The sequence below is a fragment of the Pseudoxanthomonas sp. YR558 genome (assembly GCF_900116385.1).
Taxonomy (GTDB): Bacteria; Pseudomonadota; Gammaproteobacteria; order Xanthomonadales; family Xanthomonadaceae; genus Pseudoxanthomonas_A.
In genome coordinates, this window is record NZ_FPCI01000002.1 from 824,799 (window position 1) to 844,845 (window position 20,047).

20 protein-coding genes and 1 tRNA gene are annotated in these 20,047 nt (G+C 66.8%); 13 read left to right on the plus strand and 8 right to left on the minus strand.

Features of this window, described 5'->3' with window-relative positions; genetic code table 11:
- Positions 1-85: 85 nt before the first annotated feature.
- Positions 86-161 (minus strand) — tRNA-Phe (locus BM365_RS15455).
- 179 nt (positions 162-340) lie between these two features.
- Here BM365_RS15455 and BM365_RS15460 point away from each other — a divergent pair.
- Complete coding sequence (locus BM365_RS15460; RefSeq protein WP_093490379.1) at positions 341-790, plus strand: DUF6491 family protein; 450 nt, start codon at positions 341-343, stop codon at positions 788-790.
- A 12-nt stretch (positions 791-802) separates the two neighbouring features.
- On the opposite strand, the gene BM365_RS15465 is transcribed toward BM365_RS15460, so the two are convergent.
- Genes BM365_RS15465 through ftsY form a run of 3 tightly spaced genes read right to left on the minus strand, consistent with a single transcriptional unit; the run spans position 803 to position 3,260 of the window.
- Positions 803-1,072 (minus strand): oxidative damage protection protein, encoded by a 270-nt coding sequence (locus tag BM365_RS15465; protein ID WP_093490380.1) that lies wholly within the window; start codon positions 1,070-1,072, stop codon positions 803-805.
- Positions 1,073-1,075: 3 nt separating this feature from the next.
- Positions 1,076-2,134 (minus strand): A/G-specific adenine glycosylase, encoded by a 1,059-nt coding sequence (gene mutY / locus BM365_RS15470; protein ID WP_233210830.1) that lies wholly within the window; start codon positions 2,132-2,134, stop codon positions 1,076-1,078.
- Complete coding sequence (ftsY, locus tag BM365_RS15475; protein ID WP_104367916.1) at positions 2,127-3,260, minus strand: signal recognition particle-docking protein FtsY; 1,134 nt, start codon at positions 3,258-3,260, stop codon at positions 2,127-2,129. Before ftsY ends, mutY begins: the two co-directional genes overlap by 8 nt.
- A 123-nt stretch (positions 3,261-3,383) precedes the next feature.
- On the opposite strand from ftsY, the gene BM365_RS15480 reads away from it, so the two are divergent.
- On the plus strand, positions 3,384-3,683 hold the full coding sequence (locus BM365_RS15480) for a hypothetical protein (RefSeq protein WP_093490382.1): 300 nt from the start codon (positions 3,384-3,386) through the stop codon (positions 3,681-3,683).
- A 21-nt stretch (positions 3,684-3,704) separates the two neighbouring features.
- Here the strand turns inward: BM365_RS15480 and htpG are convergent, their stop codons facing one another.
- Entirely contained in the window at positions 3,705-5,603 is a 1,899-nt protein-coding gene (gene htpG, locus BM365_RS15485) for a molecular chaperone HtpG (RefSeq protein WP_093490383.1), read from the minus strand.
- Between the two features lie 176 nt (positions 5,604-5,779).
- On the opposite strand from htpG, the gene rsmD reads away from it, so the two are divergent.
- The 7 genes from rsmD to BM365_RS15520 all read left to right on the plus strand — a co-directional run bounded on the left by rsmD (position 5,780) and on the right by BM365_RS15520 (position 11,371).
- Positions 5,780-6,397: a 16S rRNA (guanine(966)-N(2))-methyltransferase RsmD gene (rsmD, locus tag BM365_RS15490; RefSeq protein WP_093490384.1), complete on the plus strand. Its 618-nt coding sequence runs from the start codon at positions 5,780-5,782 to the stop codon at positions 6,395-6,397.
- Entirely contained in the window at positions 6,394-6,900 is a 507-nt protein-coding gene (gene coaD / locus BM365_RS15495; RefSeq protein ID WP_056878244.1) for a pantetheine-phosphate adenylyltransferase, read from the plus strand. The genes rsmD and coaD overlap by 4 nt, the downstream gene beginning before the upstream one ends.
- A gap of 44 nt (positions 6,901-6,944) precedes the next feature.
- On the plus strand, positions 6,945-7,439 hold the full coding sequence (locus BM365_RS15500) for a hypothetical protein (RefSeq protein ID WP_093490385.1): 495 nt from the start codon (positions 6,945-6,947) through the stop codon (positions 7,437-7,439).
- Between the two features lie 48 nt (positions 7,440-7,487).
- Positions 7,488-7,736, plus strand: coding sequence for a YfhL family 4Fe-4S dicluster ferredoxin (locus tag BM365_RS15505; protein WP_093490386.1), 249 nt, complete (start codon positions 7,488-7,490; stop codon positions 7,734-7,736).
- Positions 7,737-7,787: 51 nt separating this feature from the next.
- A complete protein-coding gene (gene ggt, locus BM365_RS15510; protein WP_233210831.1) occupies positions 7,788-9,530 on the plus strand; it encodes a gamma-glutamyltransferase in 1,743 nt (580 codons plus the stop codon).
- Between the two features lie 19 nt (positions 9,531-9,549).
- A complete protein-coding gene (locus tag BM365_RS15515) occupies positions 9,550-10,440 on the plus strand; it encodes an MBL fold metallo-hydrolase (RefSeq protein ID WP_093490387.1) in 891 nt (296 codons plus the stop codon).
- 94 nt (positions 10,441-10,534) lie between these two features.
- Positions 10,535-11,371: an alpha/beta hydrolase family protein gene (locus tag BM365_RS15520; protein ID WP_093490388.1), complete on the plus strand. Its 837-nt coding sequence runs from the start codon at positions 10,535-10,537 to the stop codon at positions 11,369-11,371.
- 4 nt (positions 11,372-11,375) lie between these two features.
- On the opposite strand, the gene upp is transcribed toward BM365_RS15520, so the two are convergent.
- Both upp and BM365_RS15530 read right to left on the minus strand, forming a co-directional pair.
- Entirely contained in the window at positions 11,376-12,008 is a 633-nt protein-coding gene (gene upp, locus BM365_RS15525; protein ID WP_093490389.1) for a uracil phosphoribosyltransferase, read from the minus strand.
- A gap of 113 nt (positions 12,009-12,121) precedes the next feature.
- The gene (locus BM365_RS15530; RefSeq protein WP_093490390.1) at positions 12,122-14,497 is read right to left on the minus strand and encodes a TonB-dependent receptor plug domain-containing protein; all 2,376 of its coding nucleotides are present in this window, start codon (positions 14,495-14,497) and stop codon (positions 12,122-12,124) included.
- A gap of 267 nt (positions 14,498-14,764) precedes the next feature.
- On the opposite strand from BM365_RS15530, the gene BM365_RS15535 reads away from it, so the two are divergent.
- From BM365_RS15535 to BM365_RS15545, 3 genes are all read left to right on the plus strand, one after another.
- Positions 14,765-15,820: a phytase gene (locus tag BM365_RS15535; RefSeq protein ID WP_093490830.1), complete on the plus strand. Its 1,056-nt coding sequence runs from the start codon at positions 14,765-14,767 to the stop codon at positions 15,818-15,820.
- Between the two features lie 44 nt (positions 15,821-15,864).
- Positions 15,865-17,205 (plus strand): purple acid phosphatase family protein, encoded by a 1,341-nt coding sequence (locus BM365_RS15540; RefSeq protein ID WP_233210881.1) that lies wholly within the window; start codon positions 15,865-15,867, stop codon positions 17,203-17,205.
- 65 nt (positions 17,206-17,270) lie between these two features.
- Complete coding sequence (locus BM365_RS15545) at positions 17,271-17,852, plus strand: inorganic diphosphatase (protein WP_233210882.1); 582 nt, start codon at positions 17,271-17,273, stop codon at positions 17,850-17,852.
- A gap of 112 nt (positions 17,853-17,964) precedes the next feature.
- Here the strand turns inward: BM365_RS15545 and BM365_RS15550 are convergent, their stop codons facing one another.
- Positions 17,965-19,461 (minus strand): aminotransferase class III-fold pyridoxal phosphate-dependent enzyme, encoded by a 1,497-nt coding sequence (locus BM365_RS15550; protein WP_093490393.1) that lies wholly within the window; start codon positions 19,459-19,461, stop codon positions 17,965-17,967.
- A gap of 118 nt (positions 19,462-19,579) precedes the next feature.
- Here BM365_RS15550 and BM365_RS15555 point away from each other — a divergent pair, with 118 nt between their 5' ends.
- A complete protein-coding gene (locus BM365_RS15555; protein ID WP_093300369.1) occupies positions 19,580-20,011 on the plus strand; it encodes an Lrp/AsnC family transcriptional regulator in 432 nt (143 codons plus the stop codon).
- Positions 20,012-20,047 lie beyond the last annotated feature (36 nt).

The following is a 20,047-nucleotide window of genomic DNA, read 5'->3' on the forward strand; positions in this document are numbered from 1 at the left end:
ATGGGGCCGCAGGGAGGCACACAAGGCGCAGCGGGCGACGCATACGAAAAAGGCCTGCATCGCTGCAGGCCTTCCGTGATCGATATGGTGGCCCGGGGCGGATTCGAACCACCGACACGCGGATTTTCAATCCGCTGCTCTACCAACTGAGCTACCAGGCCAAGATCTGTCGCAGGACGGCCGAGCCGGTGCGAAGGCCGCAAATGATACGGATCGGCGTGGAGGATGGCAAGCCGCACCCGGGGCTGAACGCGTCTCCGGCGGCTCTGCGCTGCTTGTCCACCGCCGGCGCATGATCGGCGTTATCGACAGTCCCCTCCCGAACGACAGGAGTCCGACCATGAAACGCCTGATCCCCCTGACCCTGTTGGCCGCCAGCCTGCTGGCGGGTTGCGCCACCGGCAAACTGAGCACAGCCGAGAGGCTGGCCCTCTATCGCGCCCATGCCGGCGAACCGGTCAAGGATTTCCGCTATCTCGGCCATCTCAACGGTTGGACGCCTGTGGGCGATTCCGCGCTGGCGGTCTGGACCAAGCCCAACGAAGCCTACCTGCTGGAGTTCGCCGGCCGCTGCCAGGACCTGGAGTACGCGGCCGCGATCAGCATCACCCAGTTCGCCAATCGCGTGAATGCACGCTTTGATGACGTCCTGCCGGTGGGCCCGGGCACGTCCAGCATCAAGATCTCCTGCCGCATCGACACCATCCGCCCGCTGGATGTGAAGGCCCTGCGTGCCAGCGAGAAGGAACTGCGCGAAGCATCCGCGGTGGAACGCCAGGCGAAGCCCTGACGATGCACCGGACTACGGCGTCGGAACGTAGCCCGCCGGCTTGTCAGCGCCGCCGTTGAACAGGAACTTCTCGAGTTCCGCCTCGAGGAATGCACGATGCTTGGGGTCGCGCGGCGACAGCCGGTTCTCGTTGATCAGCATGGTCTGGTGCGCCAGCCATGCGGCCCAGGCGGGTTTGCCGATGTTGGCGAAGATGCGCTTGCCCAGTTCGCCCGGATAGGGCACGAAATCGAGGCCTTCCGTTTCTCGGTGTTCGTACTGGCAGAAGACGGTGCGGGCCATCGGTCAATTTCCTAGCAGTTTGCGGATCGGCGCCGGCAGGCCCAGCGTGGCGAGTTCGCCGCGCGCCACCCAACGCAGGTCGTCATTGTCGCGCACCGCGTCGCGCAGGGCGACCTTGCGCAAGCGCAGCGGCTGCAGGTGCAGCCGGTAGTGGCTGAACGTGTGCACGACCACCGGCAGGTCTTCCGCCGCGTCGAACTTGCCTTTCATCTCCCGTGCGAACCAGTCGCGCATGCCCGCCTCGGTGTCGGCCTGCGGCAGCGTCCACAGCGAAGCCCAGATGCCGGTTTCCGGGCGTCGTTGCAGCAGAATGTCGCCGGCGGTGTTCTCCAGCCACAGCGCGACGGCTTCGCGCTCAGGTAAGGTCTTCGACGGCTTGGAGGTGGGCAACGCACCGGTGAGCCCATCGCGACGCGCCACGCAGTCCTCCTGCACGGGGCACATCACGCAGGCCGGCTTGGCGCGCGTGCACAGCGTGGCGCCGAAATCCATCTGGGCTTGCGTGTAGTCGGCCAGACGTCCATCAGGCACATGGCGCAGATGTCCATCGGCCAGTGCCCACAGCTGCTTTTCCACCGCGGGCAGCCCGGGCCAGCCCGCGATGCCGTGGAAGCGCGTCAGCACGCGCTTGACGTTGCCATCGAGGATGGGGAAGCGGTCGTTCCAGGCTTGCGACAGGATCGCGCCTGCCGTGCTGCGACCGATGCCGGGCAGCGCGTGCAGGGCGTCGAAATCGCGCGGCAGATCGCCGCCGTGCTCGGCGACGCAGGCCTTCGCCGCGGCGTGGAGGTTGCGGGCGCGGGCGTAGTAGCCCAGGCCGGCCCAGTGCGCCATCACGTCATCGGTGGAGGCGGTCGCCAGGTCGGATAGCGTGGGGAAGCGCTCGATGAAGCGCAGGAAGTACGGGATGACCGTGGCCACCTGCGTCTGCTGCAGCATGATTTCCGACAGCCAGACCCGGTACGGCGTGCGCGGGTGCTGCCAGGGCAGGTCGTGCCGGCCGTGTTGGTCGAACCACGCCAGCAGGCGCGGCGCGAACGCGTCGCCCCCGGCTTCAGCCACCCAGCGCCTCGGGCAGCAGCGCATCCACGAAGGATTCCGCGTCGAACACGCGCAGGTCCTCCACGCGCTCGCCGATGCCGGCGTAGCGGATCGGAATGCCGAACTCGCGCGCCAGCGCGAACACCACGCCGCCCTTCGCCGTGCCGTCGAGCTTGGTGACGACCAGGCCGGTGACACCGACCGCGGCGTGGAACTGGCGCAGCTGCGAAAGCGCGTTCTGCCCGGTGGTACCGTCGATGACCATCAGCACTTCGTGCGGTGCGCTGTCGTCGATCTTGCCCAGCACACGGCGGATCTTGCCCAGCTCGTTCATCAGGCCGGTCTGCGTGTGCAGGCGGCCGGCGGTGTCGGCGATCAGCACGTCGAAGCCGCGCGACTTGGCCGACTGCAACGCGTCGAATGCCACCGACGCGGCATCCGCGTCCTGGCCTTGCGCGATGACGGGCACGCCGTTGCGTTCGCCCCAGGTCTGCAGCTGCGCGACGGCCGCGGCGCGGAACGTGTCGCCAGCGGCCAGCATCAGGCTATGGCCATCCTGTTTGAAGCGGCGCGCGAGCTTGCCGATGGTCGTGGTCTTGCCGACGCCATTGACGCCGACGGTCAGCACGACGAACGGCTTGCGGCTGGCATCGATCACCAGCGGCTTGGCGACCGGCGCGATCAGTGCGATCAGGTCCGCGCGCAGCGCCTTCAGCAGTGCTTGTGCATCGGTGAACTCGCGCTCCTTCATGCGCTTGCGCAGGTCCTCGATGATCGCGGTGGTAGCGGGCACGCCCACGTCCGCAGTCAGCAGCGCGGTCTCGATTTCGTCCAGCAGGTCGTCGTCCAGGCGCGGATTGCGCGTGAACAAGCCGGCCAGACCGAGCGCGGCGCTGGTGCGGCGCAGACGGTCGCGCCAGCCCGACTTGCCGGCCGCGGCGGCGGGCAGGGCATCGGGTTCGGCGATCTCGGGGGCGGTCGTGGCCGGCTCCGGCAGTGCGACGGTCGGTTCGGCCGCTGCAGGGAGCTCCGCCGGCGAGTCGCCCGGCGCGCGCGGGAACGCGGCGGCGAGGTCCTCGATGCTGGGGCGGGGCGGGGCGGCGTCCGGGCCGTCCTGGGGCTTCTTGCGGCGGAAAAAACCGATCATTTCAGGGGGTATCTCGAAGAGGGCGACATGCTACCACCCGTCCGTCGGCAGGCCGTGGACGCGAGGCTAAAGTGGGGCCAGGCGCGGCCGATATCGAGGCTGGATACCCTGCGGAGCCTTCGCATGACCCCCATCGCCGGCATCGCCACCTCGGGACTGCGCGCCGCCTCGCTCGGCATGCAGGCGGCGGCGCACAACATCGCCAATCTCGCCACGCCGGATGCCGCCCGGCAGGGCGTGGCCCTGTCGGCCGGTCCGGGCAACGGGGTGTCCGCGACGGTGGTCGGCGCCGAGGCCGATCCGTCGGCACCGGTCGAGGACATCGGCGCGATGCTGTCGTACCGGACGATGTTCGGCGCCAACCTGTTCGTGCTGAAAGTCGCCGACCAGACGCTGGGCAGCCTGCTCGACGTCAAAGCCTAGGTATGAACACCGGTCGGGGGCTCAGGCCGACAGTTCCAGCAGCAGTGCATTGAGCCGCTTCACGTAGCCGGCCGGGTCCTTGAGGCTCTCGCCCGCGGCGAGCGCTGCCTGGTCGAACAGCACGCGGGTCAGGCTGGCGAAGCGGTTCGCGTCGGTCTCGGCGTCCAGCCGGGCGATCAGCGGATGCTCCGGATTGAATTCGAACACGGGCTTGCCCTCGGGTGCCTGCTGGCCGCTGGCTTCCAGCAACTGGCGCATCTGCACGCCGAGGTCGCCCTGGCCCATGGCGAGGATCGCGGGGGAATCGGTCAGGCGGTGCGAGACGCGCACGTCGGCCACGTCCAGGCCGAGCACGGTCTTCAGGCGGCCGGTCAACGCTTCCTTGGCCTTGGCGGTCTCTTCCTGCGCTTTCTTCTCGTCCTCGCTGTCGAGCGCGCCCAGGTCCAGGTCACCGCGGGCCACGTCGACGAACGACTTGCCATCGAATTCGGTCAGGTAGCCCATCATCCACTCATCCATGCGGTCGGTGAGCAGCAGCACTTCGATGCCCTTCTTGCGGAAGATCTCCAGGTGCGGACTGTCCTTGATCTGCGCGTACGACTCGCCGGTGAGGTAATAGAGCTTGTCCTGGCCTTCCTGCAGGCGACCCACGTAATCGGCAAGCGATACCGAGGGATCGGCCGAGGCCGCGTGGGTCGACGCGAACCGCAGCAGGCCGGCGACTTTCTCGCGATTGCCGTAGTCCTCGGCGGGGCCTTCCTTCAGCACCTGGCCGAAGTTCGTCCAGAACGCCTTGTAGTCCTCGGGCTTGTCCTTCGCCAGTTTCTCCAGCATGTCGAGCGCGCGCTTGGTCAACGCGGAACGCATCGAATCGACCACCGGGCCGCATTGCAGGATCTCGCGCGACACATTGAGTGAGAGATCCGAGGAATCCACCACGCCGCGCAGGAAGCGCAGGTACAGCGGCAGGAACTGTTCGGCCTGGTCCATGATGAAGACGCGCTGCACGTACAGCTTCAGGCCCTTGGCGCCGTCGCGGTGGTACAGGTCGAACGGCGCGCGCGCCGGCACGTACAGCAGCGAGGTGTACTCCAGCTTGCCTTCGACCTTGTTGTGGCTCCACGCGACCGGGGCGGTGAAATCGTGGGCGATGTGCCTGTAGAACTCGGTGTACTCCTCGTCCGTGATCTCGGACTTGGCGCGCGTCCACAGCGCGTTCGCCTTGTTGACGGCCTCCCACTCGATCGTGGCCGGCGCCTCTTCGCCGTGCCGCTCCTTCGGCATCTCGATCGGCAGGCCGACATGGTCGGAGTACTTCTTGACGATGCCGCGCAGTTTCCAGCCGTCGGCGAAGCCGTCCTCGCCGTCCTTCAGGTGCAGCACGATGCGCGTGCCGCGCTCGGGCTTGTCGACGGTGGCGACTTCGAAATCGCCTTCGCCGGCGCTGGACCAGTGCACGCCTTCGCTGGGGGGCAGGCCGGCGCGTCGAGTGAACACGTCCACGCGGTCGGCCACGATGAAGGCACTGTAGAAGCCCACGCCGAACTGGCCGATCAGGTTCGCGTCCTTCTTCTGGTCGCCGCTGAGCGCACGCAGGAATTCGCCGGTGCCGGACTTGGCGATCGTGCCGAGGTGCGCGATGGCTTCGTCGCGGCTCATGCCGATGCCGTTGTCGTCGATGGTGACGGTGCGCGCATCGGCATCGAAGCCGATGCGGATGCGCAGGGTCGGGTCTTCCTCAAGCAGGCCGGGTTCCTTCAGCGCTTCGAAACGCAGCTTGTCGGCGGCATCGGCGGCGTTGGAGACCAACTCGCGCAGGAAGATCTCCTTGTTCGAGTAGAGCGAATGGATCATCAGCTGGAGCAGCTGCTTCACTTCGGCCTGGAAACCCAACGTTTCCTTGCGCGTTTCAACGGTCATTGCGGTCGTGCTCCGTGGCATCGGATGTGGGCCGTCCGTGCGGCCGATGGGACAGGTGTATGGGTTCGACCGGGGTTTTCAACTGCCGAAGCCCGGTGGAAGCGGCTGCGCCGCTATCATGCGGAGCCCTCCGCACGTTGCCGCTCATGCCCCGGAAGCCCCCATTGCCACGCCAGATGCCTTCCGCTCCCGCCGCGCGCGGTGTTGGTCAGGTGCGGATCATCGGCGGACGCTGGCGTGGGACGAAGCTGTCGGTGCCGGATCGGCCTGGCCTGAGGCCCAGCAGCGACCGCGTGCGCGAGACCTTGTTCAACTGGCTGATGCCGGTAATGCCAGGTGCGCGCGTGCTGGACCTGTTTGCAGGGACCGGCGCGCTGGGGCTCGAGGCCCTGTCGCGCGGGGCCGCACATGCCACCCTGGTGGAGCGTGACCCAGGCTTGGCGGCCGCGTTGCGCGAGGCGTGCGATCGCCTGGGCGCCGACGCCACGGTGATCGTGCAGGAAGCGCTGGCGTGGCTTGGCGGACAGGAGGCTCGCTTCGATGTGGTCTTCCTTGATCCGCCCTTCGCCGACGGGCTGTGGGAGCGGGCACTGGCATTGCTCTCGCCGCGGCTGGCGACGGATGCCTGGGTCTATGTGGAAGCGCCGGCCGGGACGGCCCCGTCGATGCCGCCAGGCTGGGCCCTGCACCGCGAAGGCCTGACCCGCGACGTCCGCTACGCGCTCTACCGCGCCCCCGGGGCGCAAGCCGCTGGTACACTGCGGCCCGACGATTCGCCGGCGACGACTGCATGACTGTGGCACGCACCCGGACGGCCGTTTATCCCGGCACGTTCGACCCGATCACCAACGGCCATATCGACCTGATCGATCGGGCCGCGCCGCTGTTCGAGCGGGTGATCATCGGCGTGGCCGAAAGCCCCGGCAAAGGCCCGGCGCTGCCGTTGGCGCAACGCGTTGAGCTGGCCCGCGACGCCGTGGCGCGGCACCCGCACGTGGAAGTGCGCGGCTTCGACGGCCTGCTCGCGCATTTCGTCAAGGACGTGGGCGGCGGCGTGCTGCTGCGCGGCCTGCGCGCCGTGTCCGACTTCGAGTACGAGTTCCAGCTGGCCAGCATGAACCGCCACCTGATTCCCGAGGTGGAAACGCTGTTCCTGACGCCAGCCGAGCAGTACGGCTTCATTTCCTCGTCGCTGGTGCGTGAGATCGCGCGCCTGGGCGGGGACGTGTCCGGTTTCGTGCCGCCGGCGGTGGTCGCCGCGCTCAAGGCACAATGGCAGACCGAGAAGGGCGCCTGAGCGTCCGTATTCCGACAACAGATCCAACAGGAGGGGGAAGACCCATGAAGAACATCGCAACCCGCATGCTGCTCACCGCCTGCCTCGTGCTGCCGTTCACGGCGTGCAAGAAGCAGGATGAAGCCCCGGCCGAGCCGGCCGAAGTCGCCCTGGTCGCGCCGACCACGAGCGAAGACGGTCCGTGGAAGGAATACCTGAGCAAGGTCGTCGACGCCAACATGGGCACGATCACCAACACGCCGTACGTGTACTACCTGCCGGCCGACACCGATCCGGAGTTCGACGCCAAGTACGGCCGCCAGCTGGAACAGGCCAAGGGCGCCGTGGCGCGTGGCGTGACCAGCGGCAACCTGGTCGCGTTCGGTTCGCCGTCCAGCGTCAAGATCGCCGACCTGGCCGTGGCCGCGTTCGAAGGCGTGCAGGCCGATACGTTCAAGGGCGTGCGCATTCTGTTCATCGGCAAGGCCGAGGACAGCGAGCGCGTGAAGGCCGCGGTGGCTCCGAGCGGTGCCGAGTACGTGTTCGTCGAAGCCAAGTAATTTCCCAAGTCCCTCCTCCGGTCCGACCGGAGGAGGGCACAGGGTGTCATGTCCCTCAAGATCAACGAGCTCTGCGTCAACTGTGATGTCTGCGAGCCGGCCTGTCCCAATCAGGCCATCTCGATGGGCGACACGATCTACGTGATCGACCCGGCGCGTTGCACCGAATGCGTCGGCCATCATGACGAACCGCAATGTGTCGTCGTGTGCCCTGTCGAGTGCATCGATCCCGATCCGGCGTATCCTGAGACCCACGAAGCCTTGCTGGCGAAGATGCTGCGGCTGCAGGCCGACTGAGCAACGCCCACGCGCCATCGCTTCGTGCCGGTTTCCGCAACAGGAGCGATCGTGATCCACCGCCGTCTTTTCCCCTTGCTGTTCGTTGTCGCTTTCGTGCCCTCCGCATGGGCGGCCGATGCCGCCCGCACGTCTTCACCGCATCCTCCTGGCACCGCTATCGCCAGCGCGCATGCGCTCGCCACGCAGGCGGGCCAGGACGTCATCGCCCAGGGCGGCAATGCGTTCGATGCCGCCATCGCGGTGTCGTCGACGCTGTCGGTGGTGGAGCCGATCAGTTCCGGCCTCGGTGGCGGCGGCTTCTTCCTGCTGCACGATGGCAAGACCGGCAAGGATGTCTTCATCGATGCGCGCGAGACCGCGCCGGCGGCATCCACGCCCGACAAATACCTGTTGCCGAACGGCGACTTCGATCGCGATCGCGCCGAGAACGGTCCGTGGGCCGCGGGCATTCCCGGTTTGCCGGCCGCGTTCGTGCACCTGGCCGAGAAGTACGGCCGACTGCCGCTGAAGGCGTCGCTGGCGCCGGCGATCCGCACCGCACGCGAAGGTTTTCCCGTCTATGCGCGCATGGCGCGTGGCTACCAGGCCCGCCGCGAGGTGATGGAACGCTACAAAGGCACGCGCGCCGTCTATCTGGTGGATGGAAAGCCGATCAAGGAAGGCGACGTCTTCCGGCAGCCCGACCTGGCACGCACGCTGGAGCGCCTGGCCGCGCAGGGTTTCGATGGCTTCTACCGCGGCGAGACCGCGAAGCTGCTGCTCGCGGGCGTGAAGGCCGAGGGTGGACAGTGGACCGCGAAGGAGCTGGCGGGCTACAGCGTGCGTGAGCGCGCCCCGCTGACCTTCAAGTACAACGACTGGCAGGTGACCACCGCGCCGCCGCCGTCTTCCGGTGGCGTGGCGCTGACGCAGATGCTGCAGATCCTCGATGCTTACGATCTCGCCAAGCTGGACGAAGCGCAGCGCACGCACCTGGTGGTTGAATCGATGCGCCGCGCCTTTCGCGACCGCACCTTCTACCTGGGTGATCCCGACTTCGTCGAGATCCCGATGAAAACGCTGACCAGCCCGTACTACGCCGCGGGTCTGCGCGCCACGATCAATCCGCAGAAGGCAACGCCCAGCGACCAGTTGTCCGGCCTGCAGACGCCGCTCGAGGATGAAGAGACCACGCACTTCTCCATCATCGATGCCGAGGGCAACCGCGTCGCAGGCACTCAGACCGTCAACCTGCTGTACGGGTCCGGTTTGGTGCCGCCGGGGACCGGCGTGCTGTTGAACAACGAGATGGACGACTTCGCGCTGAAGCCGGGCACGCCGAATGCCTTCGGCGTGATGGGCTACGACGCGAACGCGCCGAAGCCGGGCAAGCGCATGCTCAGCTCGATGACGCCGACGTTCCTCGAGTCGCCGGACAAGGTCGCAGTGCTCGGCACGCCGGGCGGCAGCCGCATCATCACCATGGTGCTGCTGGGCATCCTCGGCTACGACGCGGGGCTCGAGCCACAGGCCGTCGCTGCGCTGCCACGTTTCCACCACCAGTGGATGCCGGACCTGATCGAGATGGAGACCGACGCGCTGAGCCCGGCCACGCAGCAGACGCTGGAAGCCATGGGTCACCGCTTCAAGGTGCCCGGCAACAGCGCCCAGGGCGGCCGCGGCTCCAGCCACGTCTGGGGCAACCTGCAGACGGTGGAGTGGGACAAGACCACCAACACCCTGATGGGGGGCAGCGACCCGCGCAATCCGGTCGGCGCGGCCAAGGTCGTCGAGTCGGCCCCATCGCGCTGAGAGGCGTAGAATCGGGGTCATGAAACTCTGGTCGCTGCTGGGCAATTCCCAGAAACTCGATGGCGGCGCGATGTTCGGCAACGCGCCGCGCGCCATGTGGGAAAAGTGGTCATCGCCCGATGCGGAGAACCGCATCGAGTTGGCGTGCCGCGCGCTGCTGGTGCGGCCGCTCAACGGCAAGACCGTGTTGTTCGAGACCGGCATCGGCGCCTTCTTCGAGCCGAAGATGCGCGCGCGCTTCGGCGTGCAGGAAGAGCGCCACGTGCTGCTCGATTCGCTGCGCGACGCCGGCTTCTCGCATGAAGACATCGATGTCGTGGTGCTCAGCCATCTTCATTTCGACCATGCGGGCGGCCTGTTGGCGCCGTGGCAGGAAGGACGTGCGCCGGAACTTCTGTTCCCCAACGCGACCTTCATCGTCGGCGCCGACCACTGGCAGCGCGCGCTGAAGCCGCATCCACGCGATCGCGCGAGCTTCATCCCGGAGTTGCAGCCATTGCTGGAAGCCAGTGGGCGCTTGGAACTTGTATCCGGCGAGCATTCCGTTGCGCTGGGCGACGCGGTCCGTTTCAGCTTCAGCGATGGTCATACGCCGGGGCTGATGCTGGCGGAGGTGGTCGGTGCAGCGGGCGTGGACGGCCAGCCGCAGGGTGGCGTGGTGTTCTGCGCCGACCTGATCCCGGGCCGTTCGTGGGTGCATGTACCCATCACCATGGGCTACGACCGCAATGCCGAATTGCTGATCGACGAGAAGCGCGCCTTCCTGGAAGACAAGCTGGCGCGCAACGTGCATCTGTTCTTCACCCACGACCCGGGTTGTGCACTGGCGCAGGTGACCCGCGACGAGAAGGGCAAGTTCGGCGTCGCCCACGAGGTCGCCGAACTGCACGCGCGCCCGCTGGCGGCATGAAGTGACTTCCGGCACCCGCTGCGGGTGACCACCGGCTCCTGTCGCGGTACGGCGTCGCCGGCACACTGGCCCCGTCTTCCATACGGGGTCCGGCATGAACAAGCGCTTCTCCTTCCGCGGCATCGTCGCCCTGGCGTTCGCGTCGCTGGCGATGGCGCAGGCCGCCTTCGCTGCCCCCACTGCCACGGTGCCCTTGCAGGTGTCGCCCGAGCGCGCGACCACGCTGGCCGTGTGGGAACCGGCGCAGGTGCGCGGCGTGGTGTTGTTCTCCACGGGCCATGGCTCCTGGCCGGAGCGTTATGACGGCCTGCTGCAGGCGTGGCGCGAGGCGGGCTTCGCCGTGGTGGCGCCGTTGCACGTCGACTCGATGAGGTATCCGGAGCGCGAGAAATTCTCGCCGCAGCAGGGCTTCATGGAGCGCCTGTCCGACATGAAGGCGGCGAGCGCCTACGCGGCGGCGCATTGGCCAGGCGTGCCGGTCGCGGCGGCCGGGCACAGCTACGGCACGCTGATCTCATTGGCGCTCGGGGGGGCGATGGCCGACATGGCACCGCTGCGCGATCCATCGGTGACGGCCGTGGTGGGCTATTCCTCGCCGGGCAGGATTCCCGGCCTGGTCACGACCGCCACCTATGCGAGCGTCGCGGTACCGGTGCTCATCGTCACCGGCGACAAGGATTTCGTGCCCGGCTTCGTCAGCGATGCGAAGGACCATCTGTATCCGGTGGAAACCGCGCCGGCCGGCGACAAGTTCGCCGTGGTGTTGGCCGGGGGCGAGCACAACCTGATCGGAGGCGAATCCGAAGCGACCTACCTCCGTGCCCGCGATGTCGGTACCGCGTTCCTGCGCGCCGAAGTGCTGGACGATGCTGTCGCGGAGAGCGTGCTGAGTGCGCCCGATTCTGACACCGAGCGCTGGCTGCGCCGTTGAGCGGTCAGCCGATCCGCGTGCCGAATATGCGGTCGCCCGCATCGCCAAGGCCCGGCAGGATGTAGCCCTTTTCGTTGAGGCGTTCGTCGATGGCCGCGGTGTAGACCTCGACATCGGGGTGCGCCGCTTCCAGCGCCTTCAGGCCTTCGGGCGCGGCGACCAGGAAGATGCCTTTGATCCGCTTCGCCCCGGCGCGCTTGAGCATGTCGATCGTGGCGATCAGCGTGCCGCCGGTCGCCAGCATCGGGTCGAGGATCAGCGCATCGCGCTCCTCCAGCCGCCCGGTCAGCTTCTCGAAGTAGGGCGCCGGCTGCAGCGTTTCCTCGTCACGCTGCAGGCCGACCACGCTGACGCGCGCAGTGGGGATCAGCGCCAGCACGCCCGGCAGCATGCCCAGGCCGGCGCGCAGAATCGGCACCAGGGTGATCTTGGCGCCGGCGATCTTCTTCACCGCCACCGGCCCGGCCCAGCCCGCCATCGTCTCGGTCGTCAATTCCAGGTCGGCGGTGGCCTCGTAGGCCAGCAGCGTGCCCAGCTCGGTCACCAGTTCGCGGAAATCCTTGGTGTTGAGGCTGGCATTCCGCAACAGGCCGATCTTGTGCTGGACGAGCGGGTGGCGGACTTCGACGGTCTTCATGGCGAGGGCAAGGCAGCGAGCGATGCGGGAAGTCTGCATCAAACCGCGCTGTCCCACAAAGCAGGAAGCCGGCGTGAGCCGGCTTCCTGTGTGGATCACGAGGTCGTTGCGGATCAGAACGCCCAGCGCATGACCAACTGGTAGCTCGGGCCGGCCTCTTCGGTTTCCAGCTCGTACTCGTCGTAGTCGCGGTCGACCTGGTCCTGCAGCGTATTGAACTTGTCGAAGAACTCGTCCTTGCTCGCATCCAGCAGGTTATTGGCGCTCAGGCGCACCGACACGCTCTTGCCGAAGCGCTTTTCGACGAACACGTCCAGTTCGCCGCCGTAGCGGATCAGCACTTCCTCACCCAGCAGGCGCGTGTAAGCGTCGCCTTGCTTGCGGTAGGTCGCGCCGAAGCTGGCGCCCAGCGTCGGCAAGTCCTGGATGAAGCCGATGTTGTAGACGGACTTGGCCTGGTCGTTGAAGCGGCGCTCGCCGAGGAAGTCATCCACCTTGGACTTCACCCACGAGTAGTTGGCGAAGACGCCGGTGTTCTCCAGCCCGATGGCGGACAGCGGCGTGGACACGTCGAATTCGAAGCCATAGACCTTGCCGTCGCCAACGTTGGAGGAGGTGTACAGCCAGCTCGATGCCGGTTCCTGCGCCATCGCATCGGCCAGGTCGACGGCGTCGCCATCCTCGATCATCTCTTCCCAGGTGTCCTGCATCTCTTCGCTGGGCTCGCCGGTGTTGACGATCTCGATGAGGTCCTTGACGTCGCGATAGAAGAAATTCAGGCCGACCACGCCTTTGCGGCCGAGGCGGTGCTCGAAGCCGAGGTCGAGGCCGTTGGCGGTCTCCGGGTCCAATTCCGGATTGCCGATGTAGTCGTTGTCGCCGAACTCGCCGTCCAGCAGGGCCGGCAGCAGTTCGTTGAAGTTCGGGCGCTTGATGGTCTTGGCCAGCGACAGGGTGATGCGGTCCGCATCGCCCAGGTTCCAGCGCAGGTTCACCGACGGCAGCAGCTCGTTGTAATCCTTGCTGACGCGGCCTTCGCTCTCCTCGTCCTCGAGGTATTCCACCTTCGACTTCGTGGTCTCGTAGCGCAGGCCGGCTTCCCACGAGAAGGCCTCGCCCTTGCCGCTGAGCATGATGTACGGGTCCAGGCGCTTCTCCTCGATCACCGAGGCGACGCTGCCGTCGAGGTCGTAGTCCGCCAGGGAGGCGGGCGTCTGGCCATCTTCGTCGGCTTCCCATTCGTAGCTGACGACCAGGCCTTCACGCTTCTTGGTGCGGTAATCCACGCCGAACTCCAGTTCGGCGCCGCCCACCGGGCGCGCATGGGTCAGCCTGAAGCCGGTTTCGGAATCCTTGGCAGTCACGGCTTCGGCGCTGTAGACGGTCTCGTCCCATTCTGCGTCGGCGGGAATACTCCAGGTGTCGTCCCAGTTCTCCGCACCACTGACGTAGACCTGCTCGCCCTCGGTGGTGGCCTGCGAATTCTCGAAGCGCGCATGGTCGACGCTCACGGCCGTCGTGCCGCCGGCCATGTCGAACTTGTATTCCGCGCCGATGCCGTAGTTCTTCTGGTCGTACGGGTCCAGGCCCGGCACGCGGATGTTGATCGTCTCGTCGTCGTCCAGTTCCTCTTCGAACGACACCTCGGTGACGTCGCGATCGGTCTTGACGTAGAAACCGTCGATGCTGAAGCGGCCGTTGTCGCCGACATCCGCGGTATAGGAAAGATTGGCGGAGTAATCGCGACCATCCTTGACCTCGGTCTGGTCTTCCCAGCTGACCTTCTCTTCGCGGGTGTTGTCGGTGAAACGGTCGGAGCGCTTGGATTTCGCGCGGTACCGGTCCTGCACGTTGATACCGGCCAGCAGGCGGCCGCCCAGCGCTTCGAACGAGGTCACCGCGCCGAAGGTCGGGTTGATCTCGCCGTCGTCCCAGCGATTCACGCCGACCCGAATGTAGCTTCCGGTGAACTCATAAGCATCACGCAGCACGATGTTGATCGCGCCGGCCATCGCATCGCCGCTGCGGTTGGCGCTGGCGCTGCGCTTGATCTCGATGTGGTCCACCATCTCCGCGGGGATGCGGTCGACATAGAACGAGCGGTCGTCGCCGGCGCCGGGCACCTTCTTGCCGTTGATCAGCACTTGGGTGTAGCCACCGCCCAGGCCGCGCAGCTGCACGCCGTCGTACTCCATGATGTCCGAACCGACGAAGCCCACGCCCGGTACGCGCTTGAGCATGTCGCCCACGGTGTTCGGCTCGAAGCGCTGGAAGTACTCCAGGTCGTAGACCAGCGTGGGCGCGATGTCGTCGGTACGGTCGCGGTAAGCGATCTCGGCCTGCACCACCACGGTGTCGAGTTGCTTGGGATCGCCGGCCGCGCCGGCGTCCGGCGACTGGTTCTGTGCGGTGGCGGCGAGGCTGGCCGGAAGCAGGGCAGCGCAGAACAGCGCCTGCGCGAGCGAGGCGGCCAAGGCATTGCGTTTCATGTGTGTCGTCCCCGTGACGAAAGTAAACGCCACTTTGTAAGCGCGTCACATGGCGGAAACATGACACGTAGGTTCCCGTGCGGTGACAGGTATCCGCGTGCAGTGCGCTGACACGAAAATGTCATGGCGCCTGCGTAGAACATGGCAGTTTGTTGACGCCTTCATGTCATGGGGAACCCAGTGAAACCACGTCTTGCCCTGTTCGCTATTCCTTTCCTGCTCGTCGCTTGCGGCGGGAAGCCTGCCGCACCCGCCGTCGACACGCCGCTGCAGACACGCGAGAAAGAGCCGGACGAGCACGTAGAGAAGGATCCGTTGCTCAGCGAGGCGAAGATCGCGCATGTGGTGGTGCCGGAAGCCTTCATCACCGCCGCGACGCCGGCCGAGAACGTGGATTCGCCGGCCAGCTGGCGCGCGGCCGACGGACGTCGCCTGCTGATCGCCACTGCTAAGGACACGCACCGCTTGGTCGTTTACGACGGCAGCACGGGCAAGCAACTGCGCACCGTTTCCGGTCCGGGTAGCGCGCTGGGGCAGATGCAGCGGCCGAACGGCATCGCCGTGATCGATGATCTGGCCTTGGTGGTCGAGCGCGACAACCGGCGCGTGCAGGTCTTCCAGCTGCCCGACTTCACGCCGTTGCTCGTGTTCGGTGCGGAAGACCTGAAGCAGCCGTATGGCCTGTGGGTACGACCGCAGAAGGACGCGTACGAGGTGATTGTCAGCGACAACTACATGTCGCCGCAGAACGAAGACGCGCCACCGCCGCTCGCCGAACTGGGCCAGCGCTTCAAGCGTTATCACCTGCAGCGCGCCGAGGGCGGCTGGAAGGCCACACTTGCCGGTACTTTCGGCGACACCGGCGAGGCTGGCGCGATCCGTATCGCGGAGTCCGTGTTCGGCGATGCGGCGAACGATCGCCTGTTACTCGCGGAGGAGGATGTCGCTGTTGGCACGCGCCTGCGCGAGTACAGCCTCGACGGCACCTACCGCGGTCGCGATATCGGTACCGACCTGTTCAAGGCGCAGGCCGAAGGCATGGCGCTGGCGCAATGCGCGGGCGGCACTGGCTATTGGATCGCGACCGACCAGTTCAAGGACCGCAGCGTATTCCATGTGTTCGAGCGGAAGACGCTGGCCTACAAGGGCGCGTTCGCCGGCAACAAGACGGCAAACACGGACGGCGTATGGCTGGACCAGAGCGCGGATGCACGCTTCCCGCAGGGTGCGTTCTATGCCGTCGACGACGACCAGGCGGTGGCCGCGTTCGACTGGCGCGACATCGCCAAGGCACTGTCGCTGCCGGAGTGCCGCGCCGAATGAAACATGCAGGGGATGCGGGGATGAAGTGGGTGCTGGTCGCGCTGATGCTGGGGATCTGCGCGACAACGCTCGCGCAGGATGCGATGGCGCGCCAGCCTGAGCCGAACACACGCGTGCCGCAGGGCGTGGTGCGCTACGCGCCGAGCGGCTTCCCGGATCGCATCGTGGCCTCGCCCGCGCAGGACGCCGCCACGGGTTTCTCGGTGGCGTGGCGTACCGATGCGCGTGTCGGCACGCCCTCACTGGAGATCGTCGTCGCGGGCGATTCGCCCGACATGGGTGAGCCGCGCAGCATCGCGGCGACCAGCACGCCGCTGAAGACCGAGAATGGCGAAGCCCACCACCATCGCGCCGATGTCACCGGTCTCCAGCCGGATACGCTGTACGCCTGGCGCGTCCAGGGCGACCGCACCTGGAGCGCCTGGCACCACACGCGCACAGCGGCTGCCGCAAGCGCGCCGCTGACGCTGCTGTACTTTGGCGATACCCAGAACAAGAACGTCAGTCTCACCACCCGCGTCGTCCGCGAAGCGATGCGCGCGGCGCCGGATGCACGTCTCGCGCTGTACGCCGGCGACCTGGTCAGTGGCGGCGACGGAGAGGACGACAACGAGTGGGGCGAATGGTTCGAGGCCAACGAAGTGCTGCCGACCTCACTGGTCGTCGCGCCGGCACCGGGCAATCACGAGTATTTCGAGGAGTTCGAGGACACCCCGCAGGAACGTCGCGTGCTGGGTGCGCACTGGCCGGTGACGTTTGCGCTGCCGGGCAATGGCGTGGCGCAGGCGAAGCGGACCACGTACTGGTTCGATTACCAGGACGTGCGCGTGGTCGTGATTGATGGCACCTCCGCCCTCGACCTCGGCACCGCGAAGGCGCAAGCGGAATGGCTGGATGGGGTATTGGCGAGCAACCCCAAGCGCTGGAGCATCGTGCTGACCCATCAGCCGTTCTTCTCGCCGCGCGAGGGGCGCGACGACGTGCTGTTGCGCCAGCACCTGCTGCCGGTGATCCGCAAGCGCAAGGTCGACCTGGTGCTGCAGGGGCACGATCACGTCTATGGTCGTTTGAAGAACGAAGCACCGACACCGGTGTTCGTCGTGTCGGTCACCGGCGCCAAGCAGTACCGGCTTTCGGATGAAGCACGCAGGACCATGCGTCCTGTCGCCGAAGACACGCAGTTGTTCCAGGTGCTCCGCTTCGATGGTCCGCGCCTGCGCTATGAGGCGCGCACGGCGACCGGTCGTCTCTATGACGCATTCGACCTTGTCGATGGCGGCGCCGCGGGCAAACGGCTCCTCGAACATGCGGAAGGCCGCATCGAGGAACGTACCTGCACCCGCGCCGAGACCCTGAAGGGTCGCGCAGACCGGTGCTGGGAATGAACCCTCCCTCCGACTATCCAAGGACTTTCCCCATGTCGAAGCGCACGACGCCGCTGTTGCTCGCGATGGTGCTCGCCGTGTCGGCGGGTGCTGCCTTCGCCCGCGAAGCGCACATCCGCCATCCGTTCCTTGCCCAGCAGCCGAAGGCCGCGCCGGGAGAGGTGTTGCTGGCCGTGGAGATTCCCGCGGGCAGTTTCACCAAGTACGAGATCAACGAGGAAGGCCTGGTCTTCGTGGACCGTTTCCAGTCGATGCCGGTGGCGTATCCGGCCAACTACGGTTCGATGCCGCGCACGCTGGCCGGCGACGGCGACCCGCTGGATGCGCTGGTGCTGACGCGCGAGCCCCTGCATCCCGGCGTGCTGGTGAAGTTCCGGCCGATCGGCGTGCTGCGCATGCTCGATGACGGCAAGCACGACGAGAAGATCATCGGCGTGCCCACGGACAAGATCGACCCGACCTATGCCGGCATCCGTGACCTGTCCGACCTGCCGGAGATCGAGCGCCAGCGCATCGAGGCCTTCTTCCGTGTCTACAAGGACCTGCCTAAGGGCCGCAATCCGGTGCAGCTCAACGGCTACGGCGATGCCAAGGAAGCGAAGGCACTGATCCAGGCCTCGCTCGATCGCTTCACCGCACAACCGTAGGGTGGGCCTTGGCCCACCATCCACATGCACGATCAACGGTGGGCCAAGGCCCACCCTACGAAAGAAAAAGGCGAGCCGAGGCTCGCCTTTTTCGTCGAATCCGCCGTGCGGATCAGGCCGCCGCGGCCTGGCTGATGCGCGGGCCTTCGCGCAGCGCCTTGCCCACCATGCCGACCAGCAGGTCCAGCTCTTCGCCATCGATGGCGAAGTGCGGGGTGAAGCGCAGCGAGTTGGCACCGCCGTGGATGACGTTCAGGCCCTGCTGGCGCAACCATTCCTCGGTCGAACCGGTGCCGTAGCACTTGAACGCCGGCGACAGCTCGCACGAGAACAGCAGGCCGGTACCCTGCACGTTGGTGATCAGACCGCCCAGCTCTGCCTGCAGCTGCTGCAGCTTCTGCACGGCTTCGACGCCGCGCTTGCGGATGTTCTCGCGCACCTGCGGGGTCAGCTGGGACAGCGTGGCGCACGCAACATCGAGCGCGCGCGGGTTAGTCGTCATCGTGTTGCCGTACACGCCCTTGCGGTAAAGGCCGGCAGCGCGCTCGTTCACGGCGAGCACCGACAGCGGGTACTGCGCAGCGTTGAGCGCCTTGGAGTAGGTTTCCATGTCCGGCGCATCCAGGCCCTCGAAGCCCGGGTAGTCGACGATGGACAGCACGCCATGCGCGCGCAGGCCGGCCTGGATCGAATCCACCAGGAACAGGCTGCCGTGGCTGCGGGTCAGTTCGCGCGCGGCGGCGTAGAACGCCGGCGGCACGGAGCGGCCCGGGTCGCCTTCGCCCATCACCGGCTCCAGGAACACGGCTTCGACGAACCAACCCTTGGCCTCGGCGTCGGCGAACGCCTGCTTCAGCGCATCGACGTCGTACGGCGGGATGGCGATGACGGAGTCTTCGCCGCGGTAGCTGGCCAGGTGCTGCTGGTAGGACTTGCGCGAGGAATCCGAGTACAGCGCCGGGCGCTCGGTGCGGCCGTGGAAGCTGCCCTTCACTACGATGCGCTTGATGGTGCGGCCGGCGTGGCGGCCGTCCGGGTCGGTCATCAGCTTGCTGTTGATATCGGCGATGCGCGCGGCCAGGCCGACGGATTCGGAACCCGAATTGAGGCACAGGAACTTCGCGAACGGGCAGCCGCCGCGGGTATGGCCGATTTCCTTGCGCAGGGCGCGATCGAAGCGCAGCTGCGACAGGCTGGGGGTCATGATGTTGGCCATCACCTGCGGGCGGGCCATCGCGTCCAGCACGGTGGCCGGGGTGTGACCGAAGCCGAGCATGCCGTAGCCGCCCGCGTCGTACAGCACCGCACCGTTGAGGGTGACCACCCACGGACCACGCGCGGCCAGCGCGATGTAGGGGTTGATTGCGTCATCGGCATAGAAGTTGACGTAGCCGGCCTGCACGGCGCGCAGTTGCTCGGTTTCGTCCAGGTCGAACAGCTCGGCGAACTCGTCCGTCAGGCGCGCGTGTTCGGCGGCGGCGGCCTCGATCACGGCGGCCAGATCCGGATGGCCCTTGGCCAGGCGTTCGACGGCGGCATCGTCCAGGCCGTGGGTCAGGCGCTGGCCCGTGTGGGCGCGCAGGGGGGCGAGGGCGTCGGTCAGGGCCATGGGATAGCTCCGGCAGGAAGGGCAAACCCCTATTATCTGGATAAACTCGTCGCTTGACAGTTGTGATCTGCGCGAAATTCATGGATATTTCGTCGATTCGACGAAACGAACCCGCCTCATGAAGCTCACCGACGCCGACCAGCAACTGCTCTCAGTGCTCCGTGAGAACGCGCGCGCCTCCACCGCCCAGATCGCCCGCCGGTTGAACCTGTCGCGGACGACCGTGCAGAGCCGTATCGAGCGGCTGGAGCGCGAGGGCGTGATCAGCGGTTACACCGTCCGCGTCCACGACGAGTACGACCGCAGCCACCTGCGTGCGCACATCATGATCGCGGTGCATCCGAAGCAGATGACCTCGGTGGTCGCCGCTCTGCGCGCCATGCCGGAATTGCGGGTGCTGCATTCGATCAGCGGCAGCCACGATCTGATCGCGGTGGGCGCGGTGCCCAGCGTGGGCGACATGGACGTGCTGACCGACCGCATCGGCGCGCTGGATGGCGTGGAGCGCACCACCTCGTCCATCGTGTTGTCGACCAAGTTCGAGCGCTGAGCGGCCCAGGGCCGCGCGGGCCGGTCACGTACAATG

Bases quoted from the DNA above. Each gene is read 5' to 3' on its own strand.
- BM365_RS15550 (WP_093490393.1), bottom strand. From the start codon at position 19,461: ATGGCCCTGACCGACGCCCTCGCCCCCCTGCGCGCCCACACGGGCCAG.
- BM365_RS15515 (WP_093490387.1), top strand. From the start codon at position 9,550: ATGAAACTCTGGTCGCTGCTGGGCAATTCCCAGAAACTCGATGGCGGC.
- BM365_RS15545 (WP_233210882.1), top strand. From the start codon at position 17,271: ATGGTGCTCGCCGTGTCGGCGGGTGCTGCCTTCGCCCGCGAAGCGCAC.
- BM365_RS15530 (WP_093490390.1), bottom strand. From the start codon at position 14,497: ATGAAACGCAATGCCTTGGCCGCCTCGCTCGCGCAGGCGCTGTTCTGC.
- BM365_RS15460 (WP_093490379.1), top strand. From the start codon at position 341: ATGAAACGCCTGATCCCCCTGACCCTGTTGGCCGCCAGCCTGCTGGCG.
- BM365_RS15480 (WP_093490382.1), top strand. From the start codon at position 3,384: ATGACCCCCATCGCCGGCATCGCCACCTCGGGACTGCGCGCCGCCTCG.
- htpG (WP_093490383.1), bottom strand. From the start codon at position 5,603: ATGACCGTTGAAACGCGCAAGGAAACGTTGGGTTTCCAGGCCGAAGTG.
- BM365_RS15465 (WP_093490380.1), bottom strand. From the start codon at position 1,072: ATGGCCCGCACCGTCTTCTGCCAGTACGAACACCGAGAAACGGAAGGC.
- BM365_RS15540 (WP_233210881.1), top strand. From the start codon at position 15,865: ATGCTGGGGATCTGCGCGACAACGCTCGCGCAGGATGCGATGGCGCGC.
- rsmD (WP_093490384.1), top strand. From the start codon at position 5,780: ATGCCTTCCGCTCCCGCCGCGCGCGGTGTTGGTCAGGTGCGGATCATC.
- upp (WP_093490389.1), bottom strand. From the start codon at position 12,008: ATGAAGACCGTCGAAGTCCGCCACCCGCTCGTCCAGCACAAGATCGGC.
- coaD (WP_056878244.1), top strand. From the start codon at position 6,394: ATGACTGTGGCACGCACCCGGACGGCCGTTTATCCCGGCACGTTCGAC.
- BM365_RS15500 (WP_093490385.1), top strand. From the start codon at position 6,945: ATGAAGAACATCGCAACCCGCATGCTGCTCACCGCCTGCCTCGTGCTG.
- ftsY (WP_104367916.1), bottom strand. From the start codon at position 3,260: ATGATCGGTTTTTTCCGCCGCAAGAAGCCCCAGGACGGCCCGGACGCC.
- BM365_RS15505 (WP_093490386.1), top strand. From the start codon at position 7,488: ATGTCCCTCAAGATCAACGAGCTCTGCGTCAACTGTGATGTCTGCGAG.
- BM365_RS15555 (WP_093300369.1), top strand. From the start codon at position 19,580: ATGAAGCTCACCGACGCCGACCAGCAACTGCTCTCAGTGCTCCGTGAG.
- BM365_RS15520 (WP_093490388.1), top strand. From the start codon at position 10,535: ATGAACAAGCGCTTCTCCTTCCGCGGCATCGTCGCCCTGGCGTTCGCG.